This window comes from Alteribacter aurantiacus DSM 18675, assembly GCF_000429705.1.
Classification (GTDB): domain Bacteria; phylum Bacillota; class Bacilli; order Bacillales; family Salisediminibacteriaceae; genus Alteribacter; species Alteribacter aurantiacus.
The window spans coordinates 586,136-606,484 of sequence record NZ_KE386942.1; the positions used below are offsets into that span (position 1 = coordinate 586,136).

The window sequence follows — 20,349 nt, forward strand, 5'->3', positions numbered from 1 at the left end:
CAGGAGCACTCTAAACAGGGTTTCAGTGACACTTGTCTCCAGAACTTAGTAGAATTATAATGCTAAATAATTCCTAATTAATTCATCAAATTTCTCTCTTCTTAACTTATTTGAATTATTTACAAAATCCACTTCATTACACCAATTAATCAAAAATTCTTTTTGATTATTATCAATCTCTTTAACATTTGCTTCAACAAATAAACCGATTAAATAAGTAATAAGATCCAAACGTTCTATAGGTTTTAATTCTGTTTCATTTACTTTTAAAAACCTCAGCACATTATCCATAGCTTCAAGATTCATATCAATAATCTGTATTGTGTCTACAGTTTCTAATTTGCCAATTGCTTTAGGTTTAGCATCAGATGGGATTGGACTTGAATTGCTAGTTTTGGGTAATCCAGTGTGCTTATAATAGGCAGAGTTTAATGCTGCTAAAGGAATAGAAACCTCTGCTGATTTTCTAGGGAACAAGCGTTCAAAACCGTTAGATTCTAATTTTTCTGCAAAAGGATAGACATAATAAGTGTAAAAATCCAATCCTTTTGTTAACATATCTGAAAGATATACCATTACTTCTGTAACTTGGCTACCAGCTAAATTTAATACTTCGAACCAAGCCATTTGTTCCTGACGAGATAAATCAGTTGCTTGATTTACCACATATGCATACCCAAAATGCTTACGTCGAATTTCTGAAAGAACATCTTTAACTTCACTTTGGTTAAGAAACTCATTTTTTGTTAGATATTCCCTAAAAACAGTATGCTCTTTATTGTATAGAATACCTACAGGTATTTGATATTCTTCATACTCCCTACCTTCGTCAATAACTACAAACTTACCTTTTTTTAGATCTAAAACAATATGCTTAAACTCTGGATGATTAGTATATGCTTTATAATTTGCTGACAACCTTTGTTGACCATCTGCGACTGACATTCTACCTTTTAAAGATTCTCCATCCAAAATCTCACGTGTAATAAAGTTCATTTGCTCTACTACTTTCTCTGGCTTAGTTATAATATTGACGGAAATCGGGGCTATAGGAGACGACCCATGTAGCTGATAATTAAACAACCCCGCTGCCTTTTCGTCAGTCCACCTTATGTAAGTCTGAAATACTGGTAAAACAAGATTCTTCTCGTCTATTTCTTCACAAAGTCTACGAATATTTAAATCTCTTCTTTCTTTACTTGCATCAAAAAGCGCACTATCTAGCATTTCATTTAAAGTCCTTGAAATGGTTGCATTCATTTTTACATCCCCCTACTGAAATTTCTACTTCTACACAAACTTTATAACAAGAAGTTATAATTGTCAAACAATTTTAGCTGCCATTAAATATTTATTTATATTATAATTATAAATGCTATTAAATAAGGTTTTTTTATTAATGAAAAAACTAGCTGCATTCATATAAATTAATAATAGAATAGTTTCTTCATACTGAAGAATCAGTTGAATTTGTTTCGAAAGTACGGGACGGTTCTTATACTTCACTCTCTTTTCAGAAACCACCTGAAGGTGTATATTTCCAGTATCCACCGATGTCGTTATATTCACCAGTCGTTCAGCTCGTCAACATACACATAACCCCCCCTCACCACTCTCTACTTAAAAAGAGATCAATGAGGGGGTTTCCGTTTATCCTACGGCTTGGAGCCGGAGGGGGCGTGATGTAAAGCTTACATCATGCCGCCCCTATGGTTGGGGAGTGGAATACTTTTAATGATATGTGCGAAAAGTGCGGTATATCAAGGTTTTTCATTTTTTTACTGTAACATCTTAAACAATGTTTAATTGCTTTTAATTGGATTTTGTTAGCATTCTGTGAGCAAAATTTAATTAAGAAATAAATTATTCGCTTATTATTTTATAACCCCTCTGTTTTTTTAGTCTCCTCATCTTCGAAAATCCATAGGAATAATCTTAAAAGTCTTGCAACCCTAATTGAACAGACAACGCCCTATCAACTTGCCTCATCATATTATCGTCTAGATGAGTGATTTTATCTTCAAGTCTTTGTCTATCTATTGACTTTGTTTGTTCAGCTAAGATTACAGAGTCCTTATCTAGCCCCCATTGTAAAGCATCCACTTCCACATGTGTGGGCAACTTAGCCTGTTTAATCTGACTTGTCATTGGCGCAACAGAAATAAGTGGCGAGAATTTACTCGCAATATCATTTGAAACAACTACAACCGGCCTAATTCCACCTTGTTCAGAACCAACTACAGGAGATAAGTTAGCAAGTTATATTTCTCCCCTCATTAAATTTTTTATATTGTGTGGTGAGTTTAACCCATGGGATTGGTTTCGGGAAACATCTTTTGGCTGGGCTTTTTCTATTTCAACATTTTCTGGATTAGTTGCCGTAGATTCAACAGCATTGTTATCATGTATCCCTTCAAACTCTTGGGAATTTTCATTTGGCACTTTAAAAGTTTTTACACCTTCTATGTAATCTCGTCTAAATGATTTTACCTCGATATGGGTGTTCAGGACTTCTTTCTTAAGCATTTGTATTAATTCACTCATAGAGTTTGTATTAGTAATAATTTTATCTAAGCCAACTTGAACCTTTTCTTCTTTGTTACTTGACTTAATACCCTCAGCAACAACCATAATTATGGCTACGATAGCTAGAGAGATGGAAACAAGACCACTTCCTATTGAGATTACATTTGAAAATGATATTCTTTCATGAATGTTTAATAAAATTATTGTTAAGAGACAAATTATTATTGCTATAAGTATACTAACAATCCACCTCCAGTCCCTGATCCTTAATTTTACATTTGTATCAATATTATTTCCCATAAAGGCTCTCCCATTGTCTTTTAAATATTTGATGTTGTGCATCTTAATCTTCTATACCCAATAGCAAAACAATCAGTTCATATCATTATTCATACTCATCAGTCACCAATGATCCCCTGGATAGTAATGTATTATTTAAGTCTGATAGTTTTATTTTTTCCCTATTCAACACTTGAACGATGAAATCAACCCATGCATCTGTATATAAAAAATCGTTATGAGCTTGGTCATAATAACAGTATTTAGTATTTGTATCAAATGGATCCTCACCTTCTTTTGGTGGTCTCACCTTAAATAGTTTCCACATTATTGTATGATTACTAATTGTAAAATCAGCAATCCCCTTCTCTATCACTTTTTGGACAATTACCCCTGGTCTATGTCTACCTGTATTAACACCTTCAACTCGAATAACCTTATCTTTGACAATGGCTGTCAAACGCTGAACTTCTTCTTGTTCCTCTGGGTTCAATGAGTCCCACCTCAAAAACTCAATTGACAAGTCGTTTCTACTAGCGTTAGCAACTTTAGGAATGGCTATCAATTTAACACTAAACTCTTGACTGTTGTATACATCTTCAGATAATTCACTTCTATACTTATTTATATAATCAACCAGATTTTGTACTTCAGTAGATAATAAGTTCTTTTGTGCTTGCCTTTGCTCTTTAGTCATCACCCTTGAAAATTGAAGTGAAAAAGCGAGATTTTCATTTATGCCGTAATCTTCACCAAACAGTTTTACAAGCGTGTTTTCAAAGTTGTATAAAAGGGCCTGACATTCTCCAAAGATTAGAGTATCTAGAGTTTCTTTTTCGATATGTCTATGTTCTACCTTGTTTCTAAGCTTAATAAATAGCTTTAAATTTTCCTCCTCACCTTCACTTAGTTCACCATACTTTGTGATACAAGTGCTTAACTCCCATGCCTTTCGTTCGCCATCAACACGTTCATACCGATTTTTCTTTTTATAAAAGTATTTATCACCTATGGTGTTATTAAAATGTGCATGTAACAAACGAGTCCAAGCCATAATCATTAACGTTATGTAATTCTCAACTCTAAACGTGGTTCTTGGTTTATTGTATACCTCAACTGCCAGTAAAGCGCTGTCGATAGAGCTTTCAAGTATTGTTTTCGTCTTTCCTTTTCTTAAACTCACCACATCACCACCAATTTGATTCTAGAAGCTACATACTTAATATTTCTTTATTTTTTATTAAGATCCTAGAGTACTCTCTATTATTTGTTTTTAAGTATTTATAGGGATATACTAATAAACACCTTTGCCAGGCTTTAGATATATCTTTTTTTGTCCACTGCCGAAAGGATCTGCGGAATAGTCTATTATTTCTTTATCCAACAGATCTTGGAGGGTTCTATAAATATCTTCCTCACTAAAACCCTCATTAACCAACACATTTACTAACCCTTCTTCAAGAAAATTACTAGAATCTAATTCTCGTTGAATTAATCTCAATAGTTCTTTTTTTTCCATGCTATCCCCTCCTATTTAACTAATTCTACAAAGAGTAATATTTCCCTACATTTTCCTGTGTACATTTTTCGACAGATGCAACAATTGTTTATCACCTATAACCAACCCCCCCGCCCATTCCTCACTCACTACAATAGGTTTAAATAACTTTTAAAAACCGTGTTGAATTAGGCTTTTTTAATATTAATATTATAATCGTTGCAAACAAATTATATGTGGTTCGGTCACCTTTCCGGACACTAATTACTCAAAAAGACGACACCACAAACTTGCTGGTGTCGTCTTTTTGAGTAATTATTATACTCTCTCACTTCAATAGTCCAATCACCGTCAGCTTCAACGTTGAACATACAAATACCACCAGGGTCGAACCGCTGCGTGCCACCTCCCTCATAGAAGCCGATTTCATTAACCAGCAAACCCGAGTTGTTGTTCAGCATCACGAAAAAGTTACTTCCTCGTGTGTGTTTTTATAGTCCGATTTCGTCTACTGCGTGTGTTGCCTGACTGTTTGTAAAGCCTTCAAATTCCAGTTGGTCGATTAAGCCACTTCTGGAGAAGTTCGAGTAATCCAGATAAGCCTCACCGCTTTTAACTGCCTGTTCATACCAGTCCACGTCTATATATTCAACGGCGAATGTCGCGTCCTCATTACTGAATCCTTCAAATTCTAGTTGATCTATAAGCCCTTCTTTAGAAAAAGCGGAAAAGTCCAAATAACTTTCTGCTGATCCGATTGCATTTACCTGCGAAAGCGTCAGTTCTTCCTCCGGTTCCCCTTCTCTTAGGAACGTTTCTTCGAAGCTGTAGAGCATGCCGTATTCATCGTACTCAAGATCACCGCCGACATTAGCACCTTGCCAGTCACCCAAGAATTCATCAACAAGGTCTTCATCCTGTTGTGCACCGGAGATACCAATCCACGCCAGGATTTCACCACTACCGAAATCAGATACATCAACTTCAACAGAGAACGCGCCATCTTCAACCGTTACCTGACCATCATCAAAGTGGTCAAAGTCGTCCAAGTTCTCAACTTCCCAGCTTACTATAACACCATCGTCGAGGTTCGTGTCAGCTTCCAGGATCACTAGATCGTCTTCCATACGAAAGTTTTCTTCAATCGTGTATTCATAGGTTTCAGCTTCCGGTACTTCTTCCTCCGTAACTTCCTCTTCCTCAGTAGCTTCTTCTTCCTCAGCTTCAGCGGCAGATGCTTCTTCCGCTTCTGGCTCTTCCTCGGCTACCTCATCGCCGCCTGATGCTGCGGCGGCGACGATAAACCCGATCAGTGCGATAAAGGACAATGCTCCAGTAGTAGCAATTCTCCCTGCCTTTGCAAAGTGCTCATGCTTCCATAGTAGATAAAGACCGAACCCTGCAATAACCACTCCTGCAAACGGCGTTACATTAAAAGCGAATAGTGGCGCGATGAGAAGTACCATTACAAATGGCGCCCAGGCTTTCTTTGACATTTCTTTTAATTTCCCCATTATTTATCCCCCACATTTTTATAGATTCACCTAGGATTATACAGACAATGTGAAGTGAATGTAACCTTATATTTCCTTTAAATACTCTCAGTAACTAAACATCCTGTTTCTTCTCACCAACGAACTTCACGACGGATCCTTCTTCGGATATGCAATTCCTTTCACTTCGATGTTCGGATTAGAACAATACGTAGAGATGAACGTAATTTTTATCGTTCTCCCTCCTATAACAAACCCTCTATTCGTACCACCACTTTGATCTGGTTTTGAAGAGCCTTTTAGAGGAGCAAGGCTAGAACAAGAAAACAACTGTATGCGGTGATAAATTCCAATCATAACAGTGCCTGTCACTTCCCGGTTTTTATCTAAACTAAAGACCAGTTTCATCCTGGACTGGTCTCTCTCTCAGTACTTGTTACAGAATATATTAAGCACTCTTTTTCTATTCCGATTCCAATCCCATAAATGCTATTAAGGCCAGGATTAATCCAACAATATTAGTTAATACCTTAACCTCAAAGAAGTCAGGGTGGTAATATAAGTAGATTGATGCAATAAGAAATGCTAGTCCTAGTGCAACCCCTCTAACAACTTATCAGTATCACTTTTTTTGATTTACCCTCATTTTTCTCCCGGTTTCTTGCTATGCTTCTTTGTACATTCCCCACTACGGCACCTCCCTTTGCCAACTGACTTCGACAAAGTCAGGATCCTTCCTTTATTTTCTAACAGATTGCACCTGCCCAGAATAGGTAGACTCTGTGTGCGGAGTGAGCACCTCTTTTATACACGAAGATGAAAACACCACAAGAAGAATCTACTTGCACATTAAAAAAGAAATGAAAAAAAGAGGCCTCCACTAAGTTTTCAAATTTAATGAAAGACCTCTCTTCTGAGCTTACGGTTAATATCGGTGAGTTTTCAGGACACTAAATAAAGTTCTATGGGCGTCAAACCTTGATGCTAAAGAGGTTATCCCCTCTTATTACATCATGCCGTCCATGCCACCCATTCCGCCCATGTCAGGCATTGGGTTGCCGCCGTCTTCTTCTGGAAGGTCAGCGACTACAGCTTCGGTTGTTAGGAACATAGCTGCAACGGATGCTGCGTTTTGAAGTGCGGAGCGTGTAACCTTTGTTGGGTCAACGATTCCTGCTTCTACCATGTTCACGTATTCCCCGTTCGCTGCGTTGAAGCTCCGCCGATCAAAGCATACCTTTTAATGTATTTCTGAAATTCGAACTAAAAACACCTTTATTGATTGAGTCAACAAAAAGTTGTAGCAATTCAGTTTCAGAAAGGTCTAATGGTCGTAATATTAGCCTTTCATTATTATTTTTGTTCAATTTGTAATATGCAAACCTTATTTCTTCTTCACCTGTAGATTTAACTTTTATCTTTTCAATTGTACTTATTTGATCTTTATTTACTAACTTACCTTGTTCAATTAGTTCGCAGTATTCCGTTTCCTTTAGCACTGGTTTTCTTGCTTCCACATTAGCTTCATCAAGGTTATCAACCACTCTCATGTCTAGCAAGAGTTTAGCAATCGCAACGTTAATTAAAGAGTTTTTAGGTACACAGATCTGTTCACTCAGTACATCTAATCCATCAACTAAGGTCTGACTAAGATACATGTTAAATCTTTGAGTATTTTCAGCTTTACTCATTACAACCCCTCCAATGCCAAAATGTTTTAAGTGTTAATTTAACACATGATGTAATATTAACACACGAGGTCCTCCTTACGCAACATAAAAATTTTAAATTTTCAGATAAATAATCACATTCCAAACATTGTTTCAAGGCTGTAACTATCACCGTTAATTCTAAGGATACTATTACAGCTTATTTATTTTGAGATAGACAATCAGGAAACACAGGGATAATTAACATTATTTTCCACCATTCTAAAAAACTGGCGAATGGCTACCTGAAGAACCATGACCCAACACCCACCGTAACCGGCAAATGTTTCAACTGTTAGCTTTAGTCTATAAATGAAAAAAATAACCGTTTTTATAAACTCGTTGCTTTGGGTTTGTGACAAATTGACATGTGAATGTTGGAGGCTTTTCATATTTTCTTTCTCCCTCTTCTTAATGGGCGTGGAGAGGCCTTTCCTTTTTTAAAGCAGGAAGCAAGAAGATTCGCCCCCAAAATGAAAAACCCCCTCACCAATCTCTACTAAAGAGATTAAATGAGGGGGTTTAAGATCAAAGAACTAAGACCGCAACGCCTAAGTCACCACATCCTGTGGCAGCTTACATCATGCCGCCCCTATGGTTGGAGAGTGTCATACCTTTAACGATGTGTGCAAAAAGTGCGGTATATAGGGATTTTTTAAAATCTTACCGGGACATCTTTAACAGGGGATAATTTTTTTACTTGATTGTGTTTGGGTTTGTGTTAGCAAAATGTTAGCATTTCCTGTGATGTTTACAGCCACTAAAACGCATCGTATCATCTGTTCTTTAACAGTAGTTACCACAAAACTAATCATTTGATGTAACAAGGTTTACCAAATAGATAGAATTCAGGGGAAAGTAAATTAAAAAGCTGCTCATTCCAATAATGGATAGTATCGTTGGACTGTGCATCAACTGATCTATTTTCCCTTTTATTCGTAACCAGTTAGCTTAATAATACTTCATTTGTACAACAAACAACAGCCCTTTTCGCTCCCCATTCATTAACTTAGGTAAATGTTTTTCTAACTTCATAATAGAGTTATAGAATCTTAATTTGTCTATTAAATCAAGTGACTATTTAGTTTTTGATAATGCCTCCTATAACAAAGTATCCCTTTTGAACTCCAAATGTCCAAATCCAATAACTCATTTCTGTAATTGATTTATTATTTAACCACGATATTAATCCATCTACACCAGCACTAAAACCACCTCTAACACGTTTCACTTCATTAATACCATTTTCCATCCTCTCTAAATCACCACTTACTAAATCTGAAAAAAAGGGACACAAACAGGCTCATATAAATCAACCATATCAGAAATAAGGACCAAATTACCGTCTTTCTTTGTAAAAGATAGTGCATTATTTATTGCAAGATAGGACCAGTAGTTTGCTAATCTAGGTAATGCTACTTTGTCTACTAATTTATGCAAACTCTCGGGTAACTGAGCTTGATGAAGAACCTCATAAAGGTAGGCAGTTAGTTGCGAGAATATCGGCAGAATTACAACAACATCAAAATAAGCATCTGGAACTATTGTATTTGTGTTAGTGGGAATCTTCTTAAGTACATTGTTAAATTTACTTTCTATAGTTTTACCATCTTTAGACCTTATAGCTACAGCAATACCTTCAAATTCAGAGTCTTTCGTGTCTATAATATTTAAATTAACTATCTCAACATTTTTTGCATTTGGTATTCTGCGTTTTATTGCTCTCTTTGTTGATTCAGTATCAATATCAACAAACCTTATGTATTGACATTTCTCGCTTAGTGTTTCAAGTTCGATGTCGTCACAGTTCCCAGAACCAATCACCAATACAGACGGGTTAGAAATTCCATTACAAGCTTTTTCAATATATTCCATTGTGTATCTTCTATGTTCGGTCCACATATGATACCTAGACTGGTAATCTTCATTTATTGTTGACATGTATTTGCGATAATTCATTCTCTACCTCCATTGGCACCCAAATGCCTATTTTGTAGATTATGTTTAACTTCAGGGATCATGGGGACGGTTCTTGTGCTTCCTAAGCAAGCGTCCTCGTGTCCCCAAGTAATTAAACTCCACTCTAAATTAAAGAAAAATATGAAACAGTTTCCAAGTAGTATACAAGCTACCCATGCTTGCTTCTCATTAGATGCATGGATGTTATAGTGAACTTACTCTATACGATAGGTGAATTTTGGATAAACGTTGCTTACCAAGTCTAATATTTTATTGCAAAGATTTTTAGCATCTTCAGTAACATCATTAAATTCTGACTTTTGTGGTTTAGGTATTCTATGGAGTCGGTGCATCGGATTGTCACAAGTAACAAAAGAAGAATTTCTCACAGCTGCCCATTGTCCATGCGCAAATCCTGAAGTCCAATCGTAAAATGTATTGTAGACATCTTTAACATTTGCTTCTTCACTCATTTTTCTTAGATTAGTATTTTCCCAATGCCCTAAGTTTATTTCTACATACTCTCCCCATTGATCTTCTCCAGCCAAAGCTTCTAGTGTATTAACATTTATATACTTTGGTTTATTCTGTATTTCATCTAGTTTTAAAAAAGCTAATTTCGCTTGTCCAGAACCATATAATCTATACATATTCCAAATACTTTCATCATCTTTAGTGGTTAAGTAAGCTAATGTAATAAAGCATTCTGCTATTGTCCTTAAACCCAACCTACCTAAAATTGAAGTGTTATTGTTAGAATCTAAAAGTTCCCCTAATAATTCCAGACAATAAAGGGAGAGTCCAAAAACCCCGTCATGTTTTGCATTTATTTCAGTAGTGGCAACTGTATTATGAAAATGTTTCTTTAATGCACTGATTACTTTTTCATAATTTGCGTACTCCACAAATGTATGTTGATTTATTTCTTTACCTAAGTCCATAATCATACAAGGTGTGTCCTTCAACCCCTGTTCCCAAAATAAAGTTGACCATGTTGATGACGCAACACTTTCTTCTCCTGTAAAAAACTGTGCAGTCGTACGCATCGCTATCTCCATAGATCGAATCATTCCTCGTATCATCTTTAGTTCGCTTTCTTCTTTATCTGGATAATTAGCTAAAGATTCAAAAAGTTCCGAAGGTACATGTAGCTGATCACATACCATCATATAATGTAAACAAATCCATCTGCAATCGGTAGATTCTTGTGATTGGTGGTCAAGGCATTTGGCAACAGATAAGAATAATTTTTCCCATTCCTCATTGGGCTCTTGAATACTTAAATGTCTTTCCCAAGTACTTTTCCCAGGTAAGTTCTCAAACAATAACAATGGTTGAAGGCCTTCTTTTAAACCTAGATGTAAGCACACAAATTCTATAAACCTCTCCAATGTGCTTTCCTCTATTTTTGCTAAATTTGAAAGTTTTAAATCTATAGGTCTTTTTTCATCTTCAATACCACCAAAATATTCTGATATTCTCTCTAATAATTTAAGAGATTGATCTCTTTCATTTAGGGATACAATTAATGATAACCAAATGTATTCAGGTAGAGTATCGTTTGACCAAGATAACTTTTTTAGATTGCTTATCTGTTGTATAGGTGGAATGAGCTTTTTCCCTTGTCTTTTATGACTTGAAATAGAAGAATAATTACTTTCTTTTCTTTGTTTCTTAGCATTGCTTTTTCGCCCCACTACATATACCTCCCCGTGGTATTAACTTAATTTTGGTGCATAAGTATGGTTATTGTGTTCCAAACAAGAGGACCATCCCGTTCGTCATTAAAGCCACATGCTTGTCCAATTAACCTGCTTCGTTTGTTTAAGTGAAATAATTGACAAATTTGGAAGTCTACATACTAAAAGCATACCAGAAAAAACAAATTGCTGTTCTTGTTTTTAGATTGTTCTCGCAGCGCGTTTTTCAAGTTCACAGAAGATAGGCACATTTTACACAAGTCACATTTTGAAAATATTTAAAGCTTATATAACTCTTTTCGACATTAGTTTATTTTACCCTTGAAAAATTTCCAGCATATTTTTTCAACGAAAAACCCCCTAACCAATCTCACTAAAAGAGATTGATGAGGGGGTTTTATCTAATCCTACGGCTTCACCCGGAGGGGGCGTGATGCAAAGCTTACATCATACCGCCCATGCCACCCATTCCGCCCATGTCAGGCATTGGGTTGCCGCCGTCTTCTTCTGGAAGGTCAGCGACTACAGCTTCGGTTGTTAGGAACATAGCGGCAACGGATGCTGCGTTTTGAAGTGCGGAGCGTGTAACCTTTGTTGGGTCAACGATTCCTGCTTCTACCATGTTCACGTATTCGCCGTTGGCTGCGTTGAAGCCGATGCCGACTTCTTCGCCTTTGAGACGCTCAACGATGATAGAGCCTTCAAGGCCAGCGTTGTGCGCGATTTGGCGTACTGGCTCTTCAAGTGCGCGAAGAACGATGTTGACACCTGTTGCTTCGTCGCCATCCGTGTCAACAGCTTTAACTGCGTTGATGACGTTAATAAGGGCAGTACCACCACCGGAAACGATTCCTTCTTCTACTGCTGCGCGAGTAGAGTTGAGGGCGTCTTCGATACGTAGTTTACGCTCTTTAAGCTCTGTTTCAGTAGCTGCGCCGACTTTAACGACTGCAACACCGCCAGCAAGCTTAGCAAGGCGCTCTTGTAATTTTTCTTTATCGAACTCAGAAGTTGTTTCTTCGAGTTGTGCTTTGATTTGATTTACGCGGTTTGCGATTTCAGCTGCGTCACCAGCACCGTCAACAACTGTTGTGTTGTCTTTAGAAACAACGACTTTCGCCGCGCGTCCAAGTTGTGTGATGTTTGCAGATTTAAGATCAAGACCGAGGTCTTCAGTGATGACTTCACCACCGGATAGCGTTGCGATGTCTTCAAGCATCGCTTTACGACGGTCACCGAATCCTGGTGCTTTAACAGCAACAGCATTGAATGTTCCGCGTAGTTTGTTGACAACAAGTGTTGCAAGAGCTTCACCTTCAACATCTTCAGCGATGATGAGGATTGGCTTACCTTGTTGAACCACTTGCTCAAGTACAGGAAGAACTTCTTGGATGTTGTTGATCTTCTTGTCTGTGATCAAGATGTATGGATCTTCAAGAACCGCTTCCATTTTGTCGGAGTCAGTCACCATGTAAGGAGACGCGTATCCGCGGTCGAATTGCATACCTTCTACGACTTCAAGCTCAGTAGTGAATCCTTTTGATTCTTCAACAGTGATAACGCCGTCGTTTCCAACGCGCTCCATTGCTTCAGCAATCAATTGACCTACTTCGTTGTCAGCAGCAGAGATAGATGCTACTTGTGCGATGGAGTCTTTTCCTTCGATTGGCTTAGAGATGGACTTAAGCTCTTCAACAGCTACTTTCGTCGCTTTCTCGATTCCTTTACGGATGACCATTGGGTTCGCACCGGAAGTAACGTTTTTAAGACCTTCTGCGATCATTGCTTGTGCAAGAACAGTCGCCGTTGTCGTACCGTCACCAGCGATGTCGTTTGTTTTGCTTGCTACTTCAGAAACAAGCTTCGCGCCCATGTTTTCGAAGTTATTTTCAAGCTCGATTTCTTTCGCGATTGTTACACCGTCATTTGTGATCAATGGAGAACCGAACTTTTTCTCAAGAACGACGTTACGTCCTTTAGGTCCAAGTGTTACTTTTACCGCATCTGCAAGTGCATCTACACCGCGCTTCATTGCGCGACGAGCGTCTTCACTAAACTTAATCTCTTTAGCCATGGTAAAAAACCTCCTGTTAATTGTAGTTTTTTATATGTAGGCGCGCGCTTTATCGCCTGATGTGTTCGTGTGTTGCGCCTACGAACGTTGGTTGCACGAATTCCGCTACAGATGGACGCTGGTTGTGAGCATCACTTCATCCTCCACTAGGAAAGGTGGTTCCTGTGGGGGCTTCAGTCAATGCTATCAACTGGCGTCGCCACGTTGCGCTCTATTCGTTAAGCAACGAGTCGTACGATTTATAAACCGCAAATCCTTAGCCGATGACTGCTAGAACGTCGCTTTCACGAAGGACTAAATATTCTTTGCCTTCATACTTTACTTCAGTACCAGAATACTTAGAGAAGATGACGTTGTCGCCGTCTTTGACTTCAAGTGCAACGCGCTCACCGTTTTCAGTTACGCGGCCGCTCCCTACTGCTACAACTTTACCTTCTTGTGGCTTTTCCTTTGCAGAATCCGGAAGTACGATCCCGCTAGCCGTTTTTTCTTCTTGCTCTACCAATTCAATAACAAGACGATCTCCTAATGGTTTTAACAAGGAAAACACCCTCCTTAATGTATTTGCGACAGTTCTGGCCTTTTGGCTGACCTGCGCTAATTGATGTAGTCATTTATTAGCACTCGTTTAGGATGAGTGCTAACACAATTCCTATAATAATCAACACAGATTTTTTTTGCAAGTGTTTTCCTTTATTTTTTTCACAAAAAATTAGGTAAACCTCACGTTTCGGGCATACCTATTTATACAGAGAGACGCCGAGCCTTCATTCAAGCCTTCCTCGTTCAGGTTGGAGCGCTCACTATGGTACAATATGAAGCGATACGTTCTTACATAGCACATCGATAAAGGAGACATCACTTGTGAATAAAAGATATTGGTTTATCGTCGTTGCCTTCATACTCGTGCAATTATCTCCCCTTGTGTCGATCCCGATCCTACATGCCACAGGCGTTGCTACTTCCCCTGAAGAGCTTCAAGGGTACGCGATCCTGATCGGGTTTGGAATTGGTACAGTCATCATTTCCTTACTCAGCTACGCAAGTTTAAAAAGGGATGGAGACTTTGACCTTCGCGCAAAATCCGATTGGGGCATCACGATTATGTGGTCGATCATCGGGATATTCTTGGCTTTTGCCGCCCAAGCGGTTGCCAACTTGATTCAAATTAACCTCCTCGGCATTGAGCCGGGATCTGAAAACACAGACCACATTGTAGGAATTGCCACAGCCGTACCACTCATGGCCATCGCTGTCGCCATATTCGCTCCTATAATGGAAGAAATCGTGTTCCGCCAAGTCATCTTCGGTGCCCTGTACCGTAAGTTCGGCTTCTGGATCGGAGCTCTTGGAAGCGGATTTCTCTTCGCCGTTGTACACGTGGACTTCGAGAACATTCTTATCTACTTGACGATGGGTGTTGTCTTCTCTTACCTGTATGTGAAAACAAAACGAATCATCGTACCGATTATTGCACACGCCGGAATCAATGGCTTTGTGATGCTCGTCCAAGTGGTCTATCGCGAGGAACTGGAGCGCTTAATCGAGCTTCAAGAAGAGCAAGCCTTTGATCTGCAGTCCGTCATCATGTTTATTGGAGGATTATTCTAATGCGTAAGTCACCTATGTTCTGGGCGTTTTTGTACTTCTCGATTGCCACGATGTTCGTCTTTTTGGCAACGCAGCAAAACACCCGCACCGATGGCTGGGATTTTCTCACGATTATCCTCATGGTTGTGGCCACCATCGACTACGTGATTGCCTTCCGCTTTTATGGAATGGCAAGACGAGCGAGAAATAATGATAAAAAGTAACATGAAGCAGCGCGAGTAGCGCTGCTTTTTTGTTTGGGTGGTGGATTCGCCCTTAATCGGGGATTATTCGCCCGCAAAAAAAGCACTCCCTTATGAGAGTGCCTGGTCCATTTGCTTTAAGTGGTGCTGATCGTGCTTCACGAACATCTTCACAAAGCTCTCCGGGGAAAACTGCCTCTTTCCTTCCCCAATGGTAAACCGCATGTCCGGATTCAACGACTCAAACTCCGACACCAGCTCGTTTCTCACCTTCACAAAAAGGTCAATGACTTCCTCTGGATCTTCACATTTTTTCAGATACTCGAGTCCCTCTGCGTTATGCTTATCGTGATCAGGAAATGCCGGCAGTCTCGCTCCGTCGGCCATGTGAGGGACCATTTGTTCTTTGTTGAATTTATCCCAATAAAACATATGGCAAATGATTTCTCGCGGGGTCCATTTACCCGCTTCAATAGGGTTAAGAAGGGCTTCCTTTGGTGCTTTTCCTAACGCAGCTACTTCGTCTGCTGTTTTTTCAAATTGCATGAGCGTTTTCGTTTTCATCGTCTCTCCTCCTGGGTTTAGTCACTTTTCCTATGTAAAGCAAATGAGATGAAACACCTAGGGTGGATGGGTCACGAGCCATTTTTGCAAGAAGCTGAATGAGTTTGTGGTCCTCGCCTTTCTCCCGCCACTTATTGAGTGCGTCATTTCCGATCACGGCACCAACATTGGAGCCAATCAGTTCAAGTGTCTCAAATCCATTTTCTTGCATAAACGGCTTGATGTCTTCGGTGTTCATATAATAAGTGCCTGTAAAACGGCCACTGTCTTCGTGGTCAAAACAACCGGTTTCTAAGAAGCGAGCGATTCCGTCCAACGTGTGATTCGGTCTTAGGTGTTCCGGGTTTTCAAGACACGTTAACACGTGTTTTGAGCGGGGCATGAACGCGACAAACACGAGGCCTCCTTTTTTCGTGACTCTCTTCAATTCTTGGACAGCCTTGATCCGGTCTTTTTCTGCCTGCAAGTGATACATGGGACCGAGCATGAAAGACGCGTCAAATTGATTGTCTTTAAGGCAAGTGAGATCCCTTGCATCGGCTACGTGAAATCCGTCGAATTGCTCTGTGAGCGTATGTTCCTCTGCCTTTTTCTTCGCCACTTCCACTAACCGTGGTGTCACGTCCGTGAGAGTCATGCGGTACCCTTTCTTGGCAAAGGTGATCGCATACTTCCCCGGGCCTGCGCCGTTATCCAGAATCGAGCCTGATGGGGGCAAATAGTGTTCCATGTAATGAAGGTTCACGTTAAACTCGATCGGCTCTCGATCCAGGCGCCCCCACTCATCAAAGCGTGTATAGTAATCGATTACCTTTTCCACACGAACCCCTCTTCTCCGATGTACTCGGTGTGAATGGTACTTTCCGCGTCTTCCTTCGTCACCTTAAAGGCTCGAGCGTTTGGCCTTGAGCTCACCACTCGGTGCAACGCTTGCCCTTTATAATGAAGAGCAACGCCATCATCGGCTGCGATCCCTGCTTTCATTTTTTCTGAAGCAACGAACGTTTGATAAGAAGGACGACGTTCTTTTTCCCCATCATAATGAGGGCAATGACTGCCCTTCAAAAATCCGAGGCAAGGCAGAGGGGTCAGACCCCGTCCGAATGAGTCGGTTACGCCTTCTTCAAACCAACAAATCGCCCCGGCGCTGAGTCCGGCGAGGATAATGCCTTGATTCCATGCGTCATGTAATACTAGGTCCAATCCCCATTCCCGCCAAAGAGCGAGAAGATTCTTCGTGTTCCCTCCGCCCACGTAAAAGATGTCTTTTTCTAAAACGAAATCTTGGAGGTCTTGTGAAGGGGGCTTAAACAAGGACAAGTGGGAGGGTTCGCAGTGAAGTTTACCGAAACTCTCATAGAACCGTTCGATATAGCCTTCTGCATCGCCACTAGCTGTTGGCAAAAAACATACTTTCGGCTTATCAGATGAGGCTTGGTTTAAAATATAGCGATCGAGTAACAGGTTGTCCGGCTCCATGGAAAACCCTCCGCCGCCCATAGCGATGATTTGTTTCATTCTTACCCCTCCTTAAACGATGATGTCTTTAGGAATCCATCCTTCTTTATTGGTACGTCTGTTCTTTACCCAATACCAACCATTTAGCTCTTTGACCACGTTTACCTGCTCACCAGGACGGATTGTTAACTCGCGGGCACAGTAATCTTCAATCAAGGTCGACTCACGATCAATCAATTGCGCCGGCACCCACCCTCGGGACTTCCCATCTTCCGTTGTGCAAAAAAGCCAGTCCGGCCAGTCTTCCTCTCCATCGTAAGCTTCACCGACCAAAACCCTTTCCCCTTTTCTAAGTGAAATTGGATTAGGATAGTTACTCTCATGAGCTTTTTTAACAGCGTACGTCATGGTCATGCTTGCAACCTCTGAGCCAACCGCACCATATCTCTGCACTGAATGCCATTTTCATAGATTTCTTCTTCGTAGTGCCGGACAAAAAAATCACGATCCACACCGACGATCCGAAAGCCGCACTTCTGATAGAGAGCAAGCTGACCGATGCTCGAATTGCCTGTCCCTACCTCAAGTGTTTTGAGGCCGGTATTTTTTGCTCGTTGGACTGCGTCCTTAATGAGCTTTTTTCCAATTCCTTTTCCGTGCGCTGATTCTTTTACTGCGATGTTCATGAGCTCCGCTGTTTCGGCGTCTGTCTTAAGAAGGACGTAAACGCCGATCGTTTCGCCGCTTTTTTCAGCAATATAGCAATCTCCGTTGTGCACGTAGTCTGTGACTTTTTCTTTAGATGGATCGGCTAGTAACAGCAATTTCATTGGTGGTTGTTCGTTATGGTGTAGCTTTCTGATGTTCATGTGTCTCACCTTTGCTTGAATTTTCTGCATTCATTATACCACACCAAGTATTTCCAATGTTTGTGGTGGTTTGATGAATTTCGCTTTATTTCTGCCAAAAGGACATTAATTCTACCTCAAGTGACGTTAATTCTACCAAAAAGCATCATAATTCTACCGAAACAAGCATTATTTCTACCTCAAATGGAGTTAATTCTACCAAGGCTTTTTCGCATCTTATAATTCGCCCTCAACAAACACCCCCCCCACCCCAAAACAAAAAAACGGCTCCCCCCTAAAGGAAACCGTTCCACCTTAAGCTGTCTTCTCGCGCGCCTCTTGCTTCTTCACTTCCCGCCCTAAAATCACGCCGGCAGGAATGGACACCAGTAGCAACACGGAAATCACAATGAATCCTTCCGTAATCGCTTGGAGACTCGCTTCTTCTATCGTCAAACCGTTCGCGCCCATCATCTGAGCCCGTCGCACTTCAAAGTACACACTCATAAACACGATCCCAAGAGCCGAACTCATCTGCCTCAGCACGTTGTTCATCGCCGATCCACGGGAAATCATCTGCTCGGGAATCGCATTCATCCCGGTCGTGGTCGATGGCATCATACTAAAGCCCATCCCCATGCCGCGAATTCCGTTTAACACGAACAGCACCCAAAGAGCTGTTTCCATCGAAATAAAGCCGAGCATAATCGTTCCTGCAAAAGAGAGCGTCAGACCAACCGTCACCACGCCCGACGGTCCGCGCCGATCCAAAATTCGTCCGCCGATCGTCATGCAAAGCCCCATCAGTAAAGCAGACGGCAAAAACACAAGGCCCGTCATAATCGCACCGTATCCATACACATTCTGAACAAGAAGAGGAATCAAGAAAATCCCGCCGAACAAACTGATCGAACTCACGATCCCGATCCAAATGCTGATCGTATACGGCTTGATCTTAAAAATCGACAAATCAAGAAGAGGCTCCGCTTTCCCATTCTCAATTTTCACAAACGCCACAAGCGACGCAAAACCAACAACCATAAGCCCGATGTTGACGGGATTCGTCAAGTGGGCAAGCTCACTGATCCGCCCGAGGGCAAAAAGCACTGATCCGACACCAATCGTCACCGTCACAAACCCGCTACCGTCAAAGGAGATCGACTTGTCAGGCTTACTTTTGCTTAAAAAGATCGACGAAAACACAAGTCCCAAGATTCCTGTAGGGATGTTACACAAAAACAGCCACTGCCACGACCCAAGCTCAATGATCACGCCACCGAGCGTCGGACCAATCGTAGGCGCCATCATAGCCGCAATCCCCCAAATGCCCATCGCCATGCCCCGCTCTTTTTTCTCGAACACCTGAAACAAGAATACGAGAGATAACGGCATAATAAAGCCGCCCCCTACCCCTTGAAGGCCTCGAAAAAAGATGAGCGACGACAAATTCCAGCTCATGGACCCGAGAATCGACCCAAGTACAAAGAGCCCGAGCCCCAAGAGGTACAAGTTCTTTTTCCCAAACTTGTCCCCCAAGTAGCCGGTCAACGGCATCGTGATCCCCATCGTAACCATGAAGATCGTGATCACCCAGCCCGTCGCCACCGCATCGGCGTCAAACACCTCCATCAAGTGAGGGACCCCCGGGTTTAACATGCTATTATTTAAAATAATCGTAAATGTACCAAGTAAAACCGAGAATAACACAATCCATTTATGCGGAATCTTAGCCACGAATACGTCACCTGCTTTATGTTTTGCCTCATTAAAGTACCTGTTCCTTTTTTCACACGTCCCCAATCATCTTTCGCTACACGAAATACCTATTTCTATCATACCATGAATCTCTCACACGTGCTCACAGCTTTTTCACCATTGTCACCGTATCAATCTCAAACCCGAGCCGCTTATAAAAATGGATCGCACGCTCATTCCCGTGGAAAGCCCCCAACACAAGCTCCTCGAACCCCTGCTCAACAGCCCACACTTCCGCCGTTTCAATCAGCTTTTTCCCAACACCTGTTCCTTCACCACCGCGAGCAACAGCAATCGCCGCAAGATACGCCTGCTTTTTTTGGGTAAAAAGGTCGGTATGGACGTCAACCTCCAAATACCCGCTCAAGTGACCTCGATCATTTTCCGCGATGAAAATCCGCTCTTTATTGTCCCTGATCGATTCAAGACTCAACCGATACTGCGCCTCCGACATTTCTTTTGGATCCCGCCACCCCACATGGTCGAACTCGCCGAAGCGGGCGGCGAGTTCCAAAATAAAGTCTTTATCTGTCTTTCGATAAGGTCGAATCGTCGTCATACAAATCAGCCTTTCATATGTTTTCGGTTTGATCGAGTTATATATTGTTTGATCCAGTAATTTTTTGGTTGATCCAGTTATTTTTCTTTTGTTCCAGTTATTCTGTTTTTGCTCCAGTTATTCTGTTTTTGCTC

Annotated in this window: 21 protein-coding genes and 2 pseudogenes; 2 read left to right on the forward strand and 21 right to left on the reverse strand. The window is 40.8% G+C overall.

Translation table 11 applies throughout. The features are described from left to right. Nucleotides 1-54: 54 nt before the first annotated feature. The 14 genes and pseudogenes from G476_RS0118295 to groES form a co-directional block, all read right to left on the reverse strand. Nucleotides 55-1,260 carry a DUF262 domain-containing protein gene (locus tag G476_RS0118295; protein ID WP_026691373.1) on the reverse strand — a complete coding sequence of 402 codons (1,206 nt, stop codon included), beginning with the start codon at nucleotides 1,258-1,260 and terminating at the stop codon, nucleotides 55-57. Nucleotides 1,261-1,935: 675 nt separating this feature from the next. Further along, nucleotides 1,936-2,256 (reverse strand): annotated as a pseudogene (locus G476_RS22450) (type II toxin-antitoxin system PemK/MazF family toxin); the annotation flags it as partial. A 3-nt stretch (nucleotides 2,257-2,259) separates the two neighbouring features. Further along, nucleotides 2,260-2,826: a hypothetical protein gene (locus G476_RS24195; RefSeq protein ID WP_051314921.1), complete on the reverse strand. Its 567-nt coding sequence runs from the start codon at nucleotides 2,824-2,826 to the stop codon at nucleotides 2,260-2,262. 85 nt (nucleotides 2,827-2,911) lie between these two features. Continuing rightward, nucleotides 2,912-3,988, reverse strand: a complete 1,077-nt coding sequence (locus G476_RS22455) for a DUF3644 domain-containing protein (RefSeq protein ID WP_051314922.1) — start codon at nucleotides 3,986-3,988, stop codon at nucleotides 2,912-2,914. A 111-nt stretch (nucleotides 3,989-4,099) separates the two neighbouring features. Next, a complete protein-coding gene (locus G476_RS0118315) occupies nucleotides 4,100-4,324 on the reverse strand; it encodes a hypothetical protein (RefSeq protein ID WP_026691375.1) in 225 nt (74 codons plus the stop codon). A 470-nt stretch (nucleotides 4,325-4,794) separates the two neighbouring features. Then, the gene (locus G476_RS23965; RefSeq protein WP_051314923.1) at nucleotides 4,795-5,817 is read right to left on the reverse strand and encodes an Ltp family lipoprotein; all 1,023 of its coding nucleotides are present in this window, start codon (nucleotides 5,815-5,817) and stop codon (nucleotides 4,795-4,797) included. A 126-nt stretch (nucleotides 5,818-5,943) separates the two neighbouring features. Next, nucleotides 5,944-6,204, reverse strand: a complete 261-nt coding sequence (locus G476_RS0118330) for a hypothetical protein (RefSeq protein WP_026691377.1) — start codon at nucleotides 6,202-6,204, stop codon at nucleotides 5,944-5,946. Nucleotides 6,205-6,802: 598 nt separating this feature from the next. Beyond that, nucleotides 6,803-7,012, reverse strand: a pseudogene (locus G476_RS0118335) (TCP-1/cpn60 chaperonin family protein); the annotation flags it as partial. 10 nt (nucleotides 7,013-7,022) lie between these two features. Continuing rightward, the gene (locus G476_RS23030; RefSeq protein ID WP_051314924.1) at nucleotides 7,023-7,487 is read right to left on the reverse strand and encodes a hypothetical protein; all 465 of its coding nucleotides are present in this window, start codon (nucleotides 7,485-7,487) and stop codon (nucleotides 7,023-7,025) included. A gap of 1,099 nt (nucleotides 7,488-8,586) precedes the next feature. After that, on the reverse strand, nucleotides 8,587-8,757 hold the full coding sequence (locus tag G476_RS23715; RefSeq protein WP_156906633.1) for a hypothetical protein: 171 nt from the start codon (nucleotides 8,755-8,757) through the stop codon (nucleotides 8,587-8,589). A 20-nt stretch (nucleotides 8,758-8,777) separates the two neighbouring features. After that, nucleotides 8,778-9,464: a hypothetical protein gene (locus tag G476_RS0118355; protein ID WP_026691381.1), complete on the reverse strand. Its 687-nt coding sequence runs from the start codon at nucleotides 9,462-9,464 to the stop codon at nucleotides 8,778-8,780. Nucleotides 9,465-9,679: 215 nt separating this feature from the next. Continuing rightward, nucleotides 9,680-11,161 carry a DUF5677 domain-containing protein gene (locus tag G476_RS0118360; protein ID WP_026691382.1) on the reverse strand — a complete coding sequence of 494 codons (1,482 nt, stop codon included), beginning with the start codon at nucleotides 11,159-11,161 and terminating at the stop codon, nucleotides 9,680-9,682. Nucleotides 11,162-11,606: 445 nt separating this feature from the next. Beyond that, nucleotides 11,607-13,238, reverse strand: a complete 1,632-nt coding sequence (gene groL, locus G476_RS0118365) for a chaperonin GroEL (protein ID WP_026691383.1) — start codon at nucleotides 13,236-13,238, stop codon at nucleotides 11,607-11,609. Nucleotides 13,239-13,494: 256 nt separating this feature from the next. After that, nucleotides 13,495-13,779 carry a co-chaperone GroES gene (groES, locus tag G476_RS0118370; protein WP_026691384.1) on the reverse strand — a complete coding sequence of 95 codons (285 nt, stop codon included), beginning with the start codon at nucleotides 13,777-13,779 and terminating at the stop codon, nucleotides 13,495-13,497. Between the two features lie 323 nt (nucleotides 13,780-14,102). On the opposite strand from groES, the gene G476_RS0118375 reads away from it, so the two are divergent. After that, nucleotides 14,103-14,849, forward strand: coding sequence for a CPBP family intramembrane glutamic endopeptidase (locus tag G476_RS0118375; RefSeq protein ID WP_026691385.1), 747 nt, complete (start codon nucleotides 14,103-14,105; stop codon nucleotides 14,847-14,849). Continuing rightward, nucleotides 14,849-15,052, forward strand: coding sequence for a YdiK family protein (locus G476_RS0118380; RefSeq protein ID WP_026691386.1), 204 nt, complete (start codon nucleotides 14,849-14,851; stop codon nucleotides 15,050-15,052). The genes G476_RS0118375 and G476_RS0118380 overlap by 1 nt, the downstream gene beginning before the upstream one ends. A gap of 90 nt (nucleotides 15,053-15,142) precedes the next feature. Here G476_RS0118380 and G476_RS0118385 read toward each other — a convergent pair whose 3' ends face one another. The 7 genes from G476_RS0118385 to G476_RS0118415 form a co-directional block, all read right to left on the reverse strand. Continuing rightward, nucleotides 15,143-15,595 carry a DinB family protein gene (locus tag G476_RS0118385; RefSeq protein ID WP_026691387.1) on the reverse strand — a complete coding sequence of 151 codons (453 nt, stop codon included), beginning with the start codon at nucleotides 15,593-15,595 and terminating at the stop codon, nucleotides 15,143-15,145. Further along, nucleotides 15,567-16,415 (reverse strand): class I SAM-dependent methyltransferase, encoded by an 849-nt coding sequence (locus G476_RS22465; RefSeq protein WP_051314925.1) that lies wholly within the window; start codon nucleotides 16,413-16,415, stop codon nucleotides 15,567-15,569. Before G476_RS22465 ends, G476_RS0118385 begins: the two co-directional genes overlap by 29 nt. Continuing rightward, nucleotides 16,403-17,113: a Type 1 glutamine amidotransferase-like domain-containing protein gene (locus G476_RS0118395; RefSeq protein ID WP_026691388.1), complete on the reverse strand. Its 711-nt coding sequence runs from the start codon at nucleotides 17,111-17,113 to the stop codon at nucleotides 16,403-16,405. Before G476_RS0118395 ends, G476_RS22465 begins: the two co-directional genes overlap by 13 nt. 12 nt (nucleotides 17,114-17,125) lie before the next feature. Further along, entirely contained in the window at nucleotides 17,126-17,467 is a 342-nt protein-coding gene (locus G476_RS0118400) for an SH3 domain-containing protein (RefSeq protein WP_035187291.1), read from the reverse strand. After that, entirely contained in the window at nucleotides 17,464-17,922 is a 459-nt protein-coding gene (locus G476_RS0118405; RefSeq protein WP_026691390.1) for a GNAT family N-acetyltransferase, read from the reverse strand. The genes G476_RS0118400 and G476_RS0118405 overlap by 4 nt, the downstream gene beginning before the upstream one ends. 294 nt (nucleotides 17,923-18,216) lie before the next feature. Further along, on the reverse strand, nucleotides 18,217-19,635 hold the full coding sequence (locus G476_RS0118410; RefSeq protein ID WP_026691391.1) for an MDR family MFS transporter: 1,419 nt from the start codon (nucleotides 19,633-19,635) through the stop codon (nucleotides 18,217-18,219). Between the two features lie 124 nt (nucleotides 19,636-19,759). Then, nucleotides 19,760-20,215 carry a GNAT family N-acetyltransferase gene (locus tag G476_RS0118415; RefSeq protein WP_035187293.1) on the reverse strand — a complete coding sequence of 152 codons (456 nt, stop codon included), beginning with the start codon at nucleotides 20,213-20,215 and terminating at the stop codon, nucleotides 19,760-19,762. Between the last annotated feature and the right edge of the window lie 134 nt (nucleotides 20,216-20,349).